At 44.4% G+C, this 12,689-nt stretch carries 10 protein-coding genes; 5 read left to right on the top strand and 5 right to left on the bottom strand.

All coding sequences use genetic code 11. The annotated features are described in order from the left end of the window. Positions 1 to 12: 12 nt before the first annotated feature. On the bottom strand, positions 13 to 639 hold the full coding sequence (locus KI655_RS14140) for a thiol:disulfide interchange protein DsbA/DsbL (protein WP_285406131.1): 627 nt from the start codon (positions 637 to 639) through the stop codon (positions 13 to 15). A gap of 355 nt (positions 640 to 994) precedes the next feature. Between KI655_RS14140 and KI655_RS14135 the strand changes: the two genes are divergently transcribed. Beyond that, a complete protein-coding gene (locus KI655_RS14135; protein ID WP_285406128.1) occupies positions 995 to 1,639 on the top strand; it encodes an OmpA family protein in 645 nt (214 codons plus the stop codon). A 124-nt stretch (positions 1,640 to 1,763) separates the two neighbouring features. Here the strand turns inward: KI655_RS14135 and KI655_RS14130 are convergent, their stop codons facing one another. Together KI655_RS14130 and norR are read right to left on the bottom strand one after the other, a co-directional pair. After that, positions 1,764 to 2,123, bottom strand: coding sequence for a glutaredoxin (locus KI655_RS14130; RefSeq protein WP_285406126.1), 360 nt, complete (start codon positions 2,121 to 2,123; stop codon positions 1,764 to 1,766). A gap of 88 nt (positions 2,124 to 2,211) precedes the next feature. Then, positions 2,212 to 3,813 (bottom strand): nitric oxide reductase transcriptional regulator NorR, encoded by a 1,602-nt coding sequence (gene norR, locus KI655_RS14125; protein WP_285406124.1) that lies wholly within the window; start codon positions 3,811 to 3,813, stop codon positions 2,212 to 2,214. A 353-nt stretch (positions 3,814 to 4,166) separates the two neighbouring features. Between norR and hmpA the strand changes: the two genes are divergently transcribed. Both hmpA and KI655_RS14115 read left to right on the top strand, forming a co-directional pair. Then, the gene (gene hmpA / locus KI655_RS14120) at positions 4,167 to 5,363 is read left to right on the top strand and encodes an NO-inducible flavohemoprotein (protein WP_285406121.1); all 1,197 of its coding nucleotides are present in this window, start codon (positions 4,167 to 4,169) and stop codon (positions 5,361 to 5,363) included. 293 nt (positions 5,364 to 5,656) lie between these two features. Further along, positions 5,657 to 7,039: a CHASE4 domain-containing protein gene (locus KI655_RS14115; RefSeq protein WP_285406117.1), complete on the top strand. Its 1,383-nt coding sequence runs from the start codon at positions 5,657 to 5,659 to the stop codon at positions 7,037 to 7,039. Positions 7,040 to 7,085: 46 nt separating this feature from the next. On the opposite strand, the gene KI655_RS14110 is transcribed toward KI655_RS14115, so the two are convergent. Beyond that, positions 7,086 to 8,066: a TDT family transporter gene (locus KI655_RS14110; protein WP_285406115.1), complete on the bottom strand. Its 981-nt coding sequence runs from the start codon at positions 8,064 to 8,066 to the stop codon at positions 7,086 to 7,088. A gap of 209 nt (positions 8,067 to 8,275) precedes the next feature. Then, positions 8,276 to 9,682 carry a H(+)/Cl(-) exchange transporter ClcA gene (clcA, locus tag KI655_RS14105; protein WP_285406114.1) on the bottom strand — a complete coding sequence of 469 codons (1,407 nt, stop codon included), beginning with the start codon at positions 9,680 to 9,682 and terminating at the stop codon, positions 8,276 to 8,278. 573 nt (positions 9,683 to 10,255) lie between these two features. Here clcA and KI655_RS14100 point away from each other — a divergent pair. Beyond that, positions 10,256 to 11,239 carry a GTP-binding protein gene (locus tag KI655_RS14100; protein ID WP_285406111.1) on the top strand — a complete coding sequence of 328 codons (984 nt, stop codon included), beginning with the start codon at positions 10,256 to 10,258 and terminating at the stop codon, positions 11,237 to 11,239. Between the two features lie 159 nt (positions 11,240 to 11,398). Beyond that, a complete protein-coding gene (locus KI655_RS14095) occupies positions 11,399 to 12,685 on the top strand; it encodes a DEAD/DEAH box helicase (protein WP_285406108.1) in 1,287 nt (428 codons plus the stop codon). The last annotated feature ends 4 nt before the right edge of the window (positions 12,686 to 12,689 follow it).

Raw genomic sequence — 12,689 nt, 5'->3', positions numbered from 1 at the left:
AAAATGAAACCATTAAGGCTGAGTCAAAAGGTAGTTGATGGTTTTACCAATACCAGCAAGATCTTGGTGACCCGCGGTCAATACTTGGTATTTACCATTTACGATAAAGGTCGGCACTGAGTTGATTTGACCTTTAACTGAAATCTCTTCCGCTTTTTGAACGTATTCGAACAATGCTGCTTGTTGCTCTTTGTCTAGTTGGTATGGGCTCACCAAACCACGAGAGGTAAACGCAGTCTCTAGTGCTTGCTGACGAGCTTCCGGTGTTGCGTCGCCACCCATTTGAACAGCGCCAAACAGTTCATCCATAAATGCATGATCGGGTGTGTCGTTGAGTTGCATTACCGCAGTGTAAAAGATCATCGCACTGATTTGTGCGCTTTCGTTAAACGTTACGTGCACCTTACCAATTTTTTGGTTAGTCAGTGCCTCGATCTCTGGAATGGCTGTCTCCATGGTACGACAGTGACCACAGTTAAGAGAGAAGATTTCAGTAACTGGAGAAAGATTGTATTCGGTCAGCGCGGCAGGAAGCGCTTCGTATTGAACGCCGGCTTGCGGCTCATTGCTTTCGCTACAGCCTGCTAGGGCTACTACAGCGATAAGAGCAACAAAGAATTGGGTAAATGGCTTGAACATATAATTTACTCTAGCGTTAAAAAGTCGGTGAATTCTAACTATTTAGTGGGAATAGGAAAACAATTATAAAGTAATTAAATGCAAACAGGTCGACGTGTTGAGCGGCTTGTGTTCAATTCGCTGCTAACTGTGATCTAAAGCACCTTTAATCTCCAACCTTGAAGGTGCAGTCGAATACTCAGGTTTCATAGCCAGATGCTATCAATTCCAGATGCTTCAATATCTAGATTCCGTAACCGCCAGATACAATGGTTTAGGGTTTCGCACTAAGTATCGCAAGTTTGGGCTAAAGTTATAGCAAAGCCGCCGATATAGAGTTTGGTAGAAGCAATACGTTTGAGTGGTGGATGAATTAATGAAGTATTTAGCACTGATTTTCAGCTTGGCATTGGTAGGTTGTGAGACAACGAACTCAATGGCAATGCTTGGCGGTAATATGTTGGAAACCGCACCACAAACTGATTACGATGTGATGCATCCAGAGTGGGGCGTTGTGCAAGAGACTCGCGTGGTGACGAATTACCAACAGGCGAAACGCTCAACTCAAACGACTATCACAACCAACTATGGTGTCGGTATTTCTACCGATGATCCACTTGAAGTTTTCCTTAGACAGAACCGTATCGATTATGAAGTGCTGCCGGGTAACCATGTGATGGTGAAGCTGAATCATCATGTGAACTTCAAAACAGGTTCTGCGACACCTGCGCCTGTTAATGATCTTTGGCTAGATACATTAGGTAGCTATCTGTCTCAACGTTCCGATATCGACATTGTGATTGAAGGTCATACCGATAATACGGGCAACGATCAGATTAACGATCCGTTGTCAGAGAAGCGAGCAAAAGAGGTTAAGGCGAGACTAGAGCGTAATTACGTTTCGAGCCAGTCTATCTATACTCGTGGTTTTGGTGAGTATGTTCCCGCTTGTACCAATAACTCCTCTCAGGGCAAGGCGTGCAATCGTCGCGTTGAACTCATGTTGATCGTCGCGAAATAGTCACTTTCCAAGAAGAATAAGCCAAGACGAACAAGATGGCTTGCAACAGACATAAAAAATCCCTCAACAGTGAGGGATTTTTTGCATTTGGATGGAGCTAAATTTTTTGAAAAAGAGGAATCGCTTAAGCGAAGTTCTTTTCTAAGTACGCGACGATATCTGAAGATTCGTACATCCACTCAGTTTTGCCGTCTTTCTCAATACGAAGGCAAGGTACTTTAACTCGACCGCCACCCGCTTCAAGCTCTGCGCGATGTTGGTCATTGTTTTTAGCATCACGAAGTTCAATATTTACAGATTGACGCTTCATCGCACGGCGCACTTTTACGCAGAATGGGCATGCTTCGAATTGATACAAAGCGTAGCTTTTTGCTTGCTCATCAACTTTAGTTTGATCTTCTGTTGAGCGCTTAACGCCACGCGGCGTAAATACAAAGTTAAGTAGCAGAATGATGCGGCCTAGGAACCAACGGATAAACTTCATAATTATCTCTATATTTTCACAATTAGGATTACAATTCGCAGCATTATATACACAAGTCTAGAAAGATGCTCGTAACAATTGTGAAACTCTATTTCGTCCGTTCAATGCTGTGAGACTTAGCGACATTAAGTCCTAGGCGCTTGGCTAATCGAGTTAAGTTCGCTCTATCCGTTTTCAATGTTCTGCCGGCTTGTGCCCAGTTGAAATTCGCTTGTTCAAGAACATCCGTGATAACGGTTCTTTGGAAATCTTCTGTCGCACCACGTAACCCTTCAGATAGATCAACCTCAGGAGCCGTCATAGTGCCTTGAGCTTGAGAACTAGTCGCTGCAGCGTGAAGTGACAGCTCTTGATCAAGTGGACCACAATCTTCTTTCGTAATGGTCACTAGGCGTTTGTTGGTACTTCTTGCCAGTGCCTTGAGAGCAGAACGGCTAATTACATGCTCAAGCTCACGCACATTACCCGGCCAGCTATAACGATTAAGGAACACGAGCACATCTGAGCGGAACTTGATTTGGTTAATGCCAAGCTTACGTCGAGCTTGTTCTAGGAAGAAACCAGCGAGTAGGCTTGTGTCATCACCACGCTCTCTAAGTGCTGGTACTGCAATCGGGTAAACACTTAAACGGTGATAAAGGTCGGCACGGAAGTTACCTTCTTCGACTTCTTGCTTTAAATCTCGGTTGGTTGCTGCGAGAACACGCACATCAATGGTTTGAATGTTGTCTTGACCAACAGGCTGGATCTCATTGTTCTGTAGTGCACGAAGTAGCTTACTTTGTGCTGCCAGCGGCAATTCGCCAATCTCATCTAAGAACAGAGTACCACCATCGGCCAGAGCAAATTTACCTGAACGGTTTTTGTCTGCACCTGTAAACGCACCACGCACGTGGCCGAATAGCTCACTTTCAACTAAGTTTTCAGGTATAGCCGCGCAGTTTACGTAGACCAGAGGTTTGCGTTTGCGAGCAGATTGATGATGAAGTGTACGAGCTACCAGCTCTTTACCCACACCAGTCTCACCATGAATAAGAATATTGAATTCAGAAGGCGCAACCACAGCGATATCATTTTTAAGAGCCATCATGGTGTCGCTTTTACCAATCAGTTCGCCGCCTTCACGTTCCCAAGCTTCTTCATTCAGCTCTTCTAACAATTGTTTAGATTGCTTAGCTTGATTCTCTAGCTGTGAGAAGGTGAGGGCCATCTGCATGGTTGACGCGGCAATCGCAGCCAAAACTTCTAGGCTGCGTGCTGGAATGTTAGCAAAAACATCCGGTGTCAAGCTGTCTAAGGTGAGTACACCAAGCAGTTTGTCGCCAAACAAGAGTGGGATGCCCATACAAGCGTGCATAGGAAGATCGCCATCATGATCGATAAGTAAGCCGTCAAAGGGATCTGGAAGTGTGCTGTCAGAATCGAAGCGCACAGGTGTCTTCGACGCACAGATAGCATCAAAACGTGGGTGCTCTGAAATGATGAAACGTCGACCAAAGGTGTCTCTACTGAGGCCCTGCATTGCGATAGGGACGAGCGTATCACCTTGAAGGCTCAATAAAGCCACACAGTCACAGGTGATCGTTTTGCGAATAGCGTCGATAAGACGGTTGAATCTGTCTTGGTCGTTGACACCGCTGGCGAGTCCAATGGTCATTTCCATGAGGGTTGATGCTGAGATATCTTGCATAAGTCACTCTAACTGTGTGGGTATATATACATGATAGAGTCTTAATGACTCAAATAAAAGGTCTTTTTGACATTTTTATAAAGTGTGTTTTTGCTTGAAAGCTAATGATGGCGGGAGTTGGAGAAGTTGGCATTGAATGTGCAATAGAGACATCGAAAGCTAATTATACCAATGATTTATTGATGTATTTTTGATCTCAATCAATCGATGTTGATTAATTGGTTTTTGTGATTTTTTGAAATAAAAACAAGTCAAAATAACTTAGATCTCAGAAAGTCGAACAGTCATTCTTATTTTTTAAAGGTAGTCAAAGTGACACACATGTCACAAGGCTCAGTGTTCGGAGTAAATCCATGCTTAACAATGTACATATCGAAATCATCAAGTCTACGATCCCACTGCTTGAGAGTGCAGGCCCAGCGTTAACAACACACTTTTATCAACGTATGTTTTCTCATAACCCCGAGTTGAAAGACATTTTCAATATGACTCACCAACAAACGGGTCGCCAAGGTGTTGCGCTGTTTGAAGCGATCGCTGCATATGCAAAGAACATTGAAAACCTAGCTGCGCTACAGGGCGCTGTTGAGCGTATTGCTCAAAAACACACCAGTTTCAACATTCAACCAGAACACTACCAAATTGTCGGTCATCACCTAATTGAGACCTTGCGTGAGTTAGCAACAGAAGCATTCACACCTGAAGTCGAAGAGGCTTGGACAGCAGCTTACCTATTCCTTGCTCAAATCTTTATTGATCGTGAAGGAGAGCTTTACCTGCAGCGCAAACTAGCTGTTGGTGGCTGGGAAGCTGCACGAACCTTCGTCGTAGAACAAAAGATTGTAGAATCCGATTTGGTTAAGAGCTTTGTATTCAAACCAAAAGATAATGGCCCAGTATTGGATTACGTTCCGGGTCAATACATCGGTATTGAAGTGAAACCTGATGGTGCGTCAAACAACGAGATTCGTCAGTACTCGCTTTCAGATATGCCGAACGGTGAGACTTATCGTATTTCTGTTAAACGTGAAGGTGAGGGCGGCCAGCTCTCAGGTCTAGTTTCTAACCACCTACACAATTCTGTAGAAGTAGGTGATGAAGTGAAGCTTTACGCTCCAGCAGGTGATTTCTTCTACCAAGAGCGCCAAAAGCCAGTAACCTTGATCTCAGCAGGTGTGGGCGTAACGCCGATGCAATCAATGCTGGAGTACTTGAGTAAGCAGCAGAAGCAAGAGCCTGTACTTTACCTTCACGCTTGTGAAAAAGCGGAACAACACTCATTTACTCAGCGCGTATCAGATATTGTGACAGACAAGGGTTGGTCTGCGAAAACATGGTATATGAACAAACCTTCAACGGAATGCGAAAACGTGTTGGAAGGGCAGATGAACTTATCGCAAGTGAGCGAAGCTGCGGGCTTCGAAGACAGCGATTTCTACATTTGTGGCCCAGTGGGTTTCATGAAGAATATCGTTGAACAGTTAGACGCGCTGAACATTGATCGTTCTCGTGTTCACTACGAGGTATTTGGTCCTCACTCTCAATTCTAATTTAGATAGTTTCTTGTCCAAGGCCTCACTCGTGTGAGGCCTTTTTTATTGCTTTGGCTTTCTCGCGCATGATTTCCTAAATATCTGCAATCACTGTGGCATACGAAGCTCTTATGAATCGTCGTTTGCCATCTTCAGCATGTTTACTTGTTCTTTGGGGCAAAAGGTAGACATGGGCGACCAATATTTGAGATATATGGTATGGAATACAGGTTGCTTTGAATTTATACTGGCGGCTAACCGTATATCAAACTATTAATATCTCGAGGCATCCATTGAGCATTGAAAGTCGTATGAAGTGGCACCACTCTATTGAAAGACGTTTGGTACTCATTTTTGTGTTTGCTATGACGCTTACCTTCGGTGTTATGACGACCTTATCACTCTATGCTGGGTTTCAAGAGAAAAAGGGTACGGAAGAAAGGCGCGTTGAAAAGTCGATGATGATTGGCCTTAATTTACTAGGTGCTCATATTGACGATATAGAGCACTTGGCAATGGATTATGCCTATTGGGACGACACGTACCGCTTTGTCGACAACCCAACCATCGAATTTGTGAAGAGTTCTTTGGACATGGACACCTTAAACATCGCTCATCTCAATGGGTTAATTGTTCATGACGCCAAAGGAAAACCACTTTATCGAATCAGTAATTACGATTTTATCACCGACTCTCAACTCTGGAATGAATTCAAAGATGGCACCATGCTTCAAGGCAAAAAGGTTCAACGGGGAAGTGTTTTCTTAAAAGGACGGATTTTAGCCTTTGTATCCCATGAGGTCAGTGACAACTCCGGGAATCAACCAAGCAATGGACGAGTAACGGTCTTCCGCGAAATTGACCAGAGAATGCTGGATAAAATCAGCAGTGATATCGGTGAGTCCTTTAACCTCGTCAATATGAGCCAACCTGATGAGATAACGACCATTGTGTTTCGTGATGCGTGGCGCGTTAAAAAATCAGAGGTTGTTTTTCGAGATGATGCTATTAAGGGAACCTACAGTTTATTTCTCTCAGGCGAGTTAACCCTGCCGGTACTTGCAGAGGTTGAAATCGAACGCGATCCTTTCTTGATGGCAAGCTTATGGCGCTGGTTGATACCAGAAATCATCTTATTGGTGTTACTTACTTTTACTCTGCTCATGATCTTGCGCGCGACGATCACGCGACCAATCAAGGGGCTAGTTGATTGGCTTAATCAAGTCGACGGATCCCAATTAGCAGAAGATCTTAAACCTTACTCCTATTCGCAACATGGAGAGATAGGCGTTCTTAGCGAAAAATTCAGCGAGATCTACAACAACCTCTATCAACAGCACCAATTTAGCCAACTACTCCTGTACTCGATCAGTGACTTTATCTTTACCGTTGATGCGCAAGGGAAGGTAGATTATTGCAACCCAGCAGCCGCTGAGTGGTTGAAGATTGATTCAAAAGAGCTCTATCAACAAGATTTCGAACTGTTGTTTGCAAGCGTCGATGATGATGCACCAAGCGTAGCCAACTGGCTCTACCGAGCTTTGGAGACTTACAGCGAATTCAGTGGTCAGCTTAACATCCGCAAATTGAGTGAACCGGATAAAACCTACTTCCTTGAAATTCAAGTGAGCCCAATCTTGTACAATGATACCGACCATAAAGGCGCCATGATTGTATTGAGGCTAAAAGGTTAGTCTCTAACCCTGTAGCAATAATGGACGTTGCTTGGGAGCTCAGAATTTAAGTGCGTTTCGCTCTCTTAATCATTTGCCTGGGGTTAAATAACTCGGGCCAGTACATTTTGACGTAACCACCTGATACCCAAATGACCAGAATCGTAGCGATGGTCAGCTCAAAGAAGCCAAAGTTGTGTAACCAATACCATTGTGGGTATTCAGCGCCGAAAAACTCGGTGAGTCGGTGCATCGCTACCGCACTGATAACCGAAGGGAAAGTGACTGCGGCAATTGATGGCTGAAACTTCAATCGCATTAAGCGGATGTAGCACAGGTAGATAAGCAGCGTCATTGTGATAGCGATGCCAGCTAAAGCACCCGTTAGAATAGGGTCTGGATGATCGAAGTTAACCAAGTAAGCCGCGAGCGATAAATTTACTGGCGCTGCCATGATTGCCAGTGTAGGTCGTGCTCTGCGAGGCAAGTTTCCCTCAAACACCAAGCGATACAGCACCACAGGAAGTAAGAAGAAGTAGATACCTATACAGGTCGTTGCGAGTGTTTCTGAAAATACGGTGTGACCAAACTGTGTGCCCGCCAACGAACTACTAATCAAACCTACTGGGTATAAGAACCAGCTTGGAACGATGTTTGACATTTTAAAGTTGATGATCTGAAAACTGAAGAACAACACCATCATAGTAAAGTGAAGCAATAAGGCACAGAACCAGATAGGGTAGGCGACTATCGGTGATATTTCGGCTAAATAGTCACACAGGATCAACAGTGCCATGCTCATAGGAGCCATCAAGCTTCCACTTAACGGGTGGCGAATGTCGTTGATGAAGGTATTAAAACTGGTTAGGTAACGAAGTAAAACTGGTAGCAACAGTAGTGCGCCAAGCGAAGCTAGGTAAGGGCGAATGGCTTCACCAACCCCTGGAATATATAAAGCCCATGCTTGTCCCAATCCAATAACACCAAGTGCTAAAGACGCCTGAGATGGCGGCACATTTTTTACTTGGGTTAATCTTCTCCAGTTCAACGACTTGCTCCAACTTAGTTACTTATTATTAAAGATTAGGTTTATTGCTCTATTAAGAGCGTGCAGTTATGCCTTCAATAGATGTTGAGGGCACTCAAATAATTTTGAGTGGATGATACCAATTTTAACGTTTGCTTTTTAGATTTTGATGCGAAATCGGGACATTAAGCACGTTGAATGTGTGCTTTTGATTCATGAGTCATTTGTTATTAGCGCACTTCCTCTTGCTGAGGGAGATCTTGTTGTCTTAATTTCTCGTTTTTTAATGTGCGGTTTAGTAGTTGACTGTATATCGGCTGACCACCCAGCACCTGAGCAATGATTACGGCACCTAGACAAGTGATGATCAAGGGTAAGATAAGGTAGTAGTTATTCGTCATTTCGATAACCAGTAAAATTCCTGTTATCGGTGCGCGCACAGTTGCGGCGAATAGTGCCCCCATACCTGCAATCGCAAACATCCCCGGTTCTATAGTCAGCTCAGGAAAGAGTGCTGCAGCGATAAGTCCAAATGCGTAACCAAAGAGTGTTCCGAGTGCAAGCATAGGGGCAAAGATACCACCCGGTGCGCCAGAGCCAAAACAGAGTAGCGTGGTAAGCACACGTCCTAAAAAGATAAGTAGTAAAATGTTGGTACTGTAATTACCGTTGGTGACATTTGGGATGATGCCAATACCACCACCCGTTAACTCGGGAATATAGAGAAGCAATAAGCCAAAGCAGCCACCAAGCAGCGTACCTGTAATCAGGTAGCGTTTACGGTCGTTTTTGTGTATTGCGACAAACATGTCTTGTGAAAGGGTGATCAATTTATTGAAAATGACGCCAAACAACCCGAACAATACGCCGAGTAGTAAGAACAGCCAAAGCGCACTCAGCTCAGGTTCCTGATACTGAGGCATGGTGATAACAGCCGACTGTCCGTTAATAGAGCGAAATACGATGTTGGCAGAAACGGCCGAAATGATGACGGCCTTGATCGAAATAAGTGAGTAACGAAACTGCGGTCGCATCTCTTCAACAACGAACATGATCCCAGCTAGTGGCGCGTTGAATGCAGCGGCTAAACCACCTGCTGCGCCCGAGGCAAGTAAAGAGTGGCGGCTATCATCATCTTTTACACGAAAGATGTCAGTAACCATGCGACCGATGCTGCCGCCCATCTGTACCGTCGGACCTTCACGACCTAACACCATACCAGAACCGAGTGCGCCCATACCGCCAAAGAACTTTACAGGTAGAACTCGCCACCAACGAACCGGACGCATCCCGTCCATTGCGCCCTCAATTTCAGGAATACCTGACCCTGCGGCTTCAGGAGCAAAGCGGTGAACGAGGAAATAGCCGATAAAGGCGAATGCAGCACTAATAAGAAAGGCCGCTAGCCAGAGTGGTAAGTAGCCGCCAATTTCGTCTTTTAGCCAATCGGTACGAGTTTCTGTGATGAAATGAACGGCAACTTCGAAGTAAGTTCCAACTAAACCAGCAAGGATACCGACAATACAAGAGAGAATTAGAACAGATACAGGGGTTTTGTCTCTAGAGAGAAATTGGTTGATAGCATCCCTTGGCATTTTTGCTAAAAAGGACTGCTTTATTTTCTCTCTATTGGTCATTGAAACTGGGCTCCAGAGTTGGTTTTGTGGGGGTGTCGTAAATTATACGCCTCCCTTGTTTATCCTATAGCAACAAAGATGCAAAGTTGAATTTCATTTATGAAAGTAGTCTATTAGATAGATAAGAGCTATGAACAATATAGTGGAATCACCGTCACAATTTTGCTCGTTTCTCTAGTGGTAACTTGAATTACTGTAAAAATGAACCATAGTTAAAGCGTAAAGCAACATAACGAACCGCAAGGAGAAGTGAGGTTTTACACACAATTTGGATGGATTCAAAAGAAAATTATCTAGTTCCTCGTTAACTGTTCAGGTCGATGTTACGACTTCCTGATTCGCGAACTCACGATTGAGTAACGAGGGTAAGGCGCGCTACCGAAGTGCGCCTTTAGTCTATTTGGAGCATCGGAAATTTTTCATCTAACCCTATCGTTGGCTTTCACGTAAAGCTTCAATAAGCCTCTCTAACCTAACCCTTAGACAACTCTCTCTTCCTATCGTGTGCTATGAATCCATTGCGGACAAACCTTTGATAATCGTTATATACTCCTTAAAAAAGGAGAATGGACTATGACGAACAGAGTTCCTACCAATATTATTACTGGCTTTCTCGGTGTGGGTAAAACAACCGCGATTTTAAACTTGCTGAAAAACAAACCAGAAAATGAAAACTGGGCGGTATTGGTTAACGAATTTGGTGAAATTGGTATTGATGGCGCCTTAATGACTGACCAAGGTGCGATGATTAAAGAAGTACCTGGCGGGTGTATGTGTTGTACTGCGGGTGTTCCTATGTCGGTTGGCATCAATGCACTATTGCGTCAAAAACCTGATCGCCTTTTAATCGAGCCTACCGGGCTGGGCCACCCAAAACAAGTGATTGCGACACTGACATCAGAGCAGTACGCACCTTATGTTGATTTGAAAGCGACATTAGGTCTGGTTGATCCACGCTACTTATCAGATGAGAAGTACACCTCGAATCAAAACTTCAATGATCAACTGGACAGTGCAGACGTTATCTTAGGGACTAAGGTCGATCTTGTTCACTCTGAAGATATCGATACGTTTAATGATTGGGTAACCAATCAAGAGCCCGCGAAGGTGTTCCACAAACTGATTCACGATGGCGAAGTACCATTAGAGGTGCTCGATATTGAGCGAGTTCACGGTAGCGCATCATCTAGCATTGAAGCGCATCATCATGAACATGCTGAGCAAGAGCCTCAGTTTGAGTTACCACCGGGTGAAGCCTTTATCCGCAAAGAGAACAAAGGTCAGGGCTACTTTAGCTGTGGTTGGTTGTTTGGCGCAGAGCATAAGTTCGACTTTGACGAGCTGTTTTCAATGTTCTCTGCACTGCAAGCTGAAAGGGTGAAAGCTGTAGTCAATACCGATCAGGGTTGTTACGCATTTAACGTTGCCAATCAGGTCGTTTCTGTCCATGAAATCACGCTAGACGGCTTTGAATCTCGTTTGGAAGTGATTGATTCACAACTCATGCCTTGGGCAGACCTTGAACAGGTATTGCTCAAACTGTGCGGCTTGAAGTAAGCAATAATGGCACTTGTTGGGCTCTATTCTCAATAAGTGCCAATTAGAGTGATAAAATTTGCGTTATATCACGATAAATGTGAGATAAATCACTCTAATTACTTTATAGTGCTCGGCTGAAATAAAAATGTAGGCTGTCTGCTTAAGGAACTCGTAACAATGTCATTTTCCTCTCAAGGTTTTGCTCCTGAACTCGTAAAAGCGCTGACTGAGTGTGGTTATGAAAAACTCACACCTATTCAACAAAAAGCGATCCCAATGGCGCGTAAAGGCCATGATATTTTTGCTACGGCACAAACGGGTACGGGCAAAACAGCTGCGTTTTCATTACCTGTTATTCAGCACTTGTTGAACAGCGGCAACAAGGCGTCACGTGGTACTGCTCGTGCGTTGATTCTTGCTCCAACACGTGAATTGGCTGCGCAAATCGCGCAAAACATCAAAGATTACGTTAAGTACACCGAGCTAAGTGTTGCGGCTGTATACGGCGGTAATAAGATGTCATCACAGGTTCGCCAACTAGATCTTGGTGTTGATATCCTTGTGGCAACGCCGGGTCGTCTAGAAGAGCACCTAGAAGAGGGCAATCTCTCTATTTCGAACCTTGAGTTCCTTGTTTTTGATGAAGCAGACCGTATTCTAGATATGGGTTTTATCAATGCAGTACGTAAGATCATGCTAGACGTTGAGACGTCACCTCAAATCATGATGTTCTCAGCAACAACATCGACTCAACTTAACCAGCTTTCTGTTGATATTCTGCGTAAGCCTAAGCGCATCAGTGTTGAGCGTGAAAACTCGACGGCAGCAACCGTTGGTCACGTGGTTTACCCAGTGGATCAAGAGCGCAAAACTGAACTGCTTTCTGAGCTGATTGGCCGTAAGAACTGGCGTCAAGTTCTGGTATTTGTGAACTACAAAGAAACCGCGAATGAAGTGGTTAAAGAGCTGAAACTTGACGGTATCAAAGCGGTACTGTGTCACGGTGATAAAGCACAAAGCGCTCGTCGTCGTGCCTTGGATGATTTTAAAGAAGGTAAAGCCCGTGTGATGGTAGCAACGGACGTTGCGGCGCGTGGTCTAGATATCGAAGACCTACCACACGTAATCAACTACGACATGCCATTCCTAGCAGAAGACTATGTTCACCGAATTGGCCGTACTGGTCGTGCAGGTAAACAAGGTCATGCGGTTTCTTTTGTAAATCGTGAAGAAGAACTGACGGTTGTGCAAGTAGAGAAACTGATTCAACAACGTATTCGTCGTGTTGAACAGCCAGGCTATGAACCGAAGAAACGTGATGCTTACATTGAGAAGCTAAACACAAAATCGGCTTATAAGAACCGCCAAGGCCGTAAGAACAATGCGAACGAAGAGAAGCCAGACCAAGCGAACGCTGAGCGTCGTCTTGCTATGATGAAGCGCATCAAAAACCGTCGTAAGTAGTGCG

It is taken from the genome of Vibrio sp. D404a (assembly GCF_030248535.1).
GTDB lineage: Bacteria > Pseudomonadota > Gammaproteobacteria > Enterobacterales > Vibrionaceae > Vibrio.
The sequence above is the reverse complement of the archived record's forward strand: the minus strand, read 5'-3'. Positions and strand labels throughout refer to the sequence as shown.

What these genes read in the sequence shown, in the direction of transcription:
- KI655_RS14140 (WP_285406131.1), bottom strand. Translation starts at nt 639, where the DNA reads ATGTTCAAGCCATTTACCCAATTCTTTGTTGCTCTTATCGCTGTAGTA.
- KI655_RS14135 (WP_285406128.1), top strand. Translation starts at nt 995, where the DNA reads ATGAAGTATTTAGCACTGATTTTCAGCTTGGCATTGGTAGGTTGTGAG.
- KI655_RS14130 (WP_285406126.1), bottom strand. Translation starts at nt 2,123, where the DNA reads ATGAAGTTTATCCGTTGGTTCCTAGGCCGCATCATTCTGCTACTTAAC.
- norR (WP_285406124.1), bottom strand. Translation starts at nt 3,813, where the DNA reads ATGCAAGATATCTCAGCATCAACCCTCATGGAAATGACCATTGGACTC.
- hmpA (WP_285406121.1), top strand. Translation starts at nt 4,167, where the DNA reads ATGCTTAACAATGTACATATCGAAATCATCAAGTCTACGATCCCACTG.
- KI655_RS14115 (WP_285406117.1), top strand. Translation starts at nt 5,657, where the DNA reads ATGAAGTGGCACCACTCTATTGAAAGACGTTTGGTACTCATTTTTGTG.
- clcA (WP_285406114.1), bottom strand. Translation starts at nt 9,682, where the DNA reads ATGACCAATAGAGAGAAAATAAAGCAGTCCTTTTTAGCAAAAATGCCA.
- KI655_RS14100 (WP_285406111.1), top strand. Translation starts at nt 10,256, where the DNA reads ATGACGAACAGAGTTCCTACCAATATTATTACTGGCTTTCTCGGTGTG.
- KI655_RS14095 (WP_285406108.1), top strand. Translation starts at nt 11,399, where the DNA reads ATGTCATTTTCCTCTCAAGGTTTTGCTCCTGAACTCGTAAAAGCGCTG.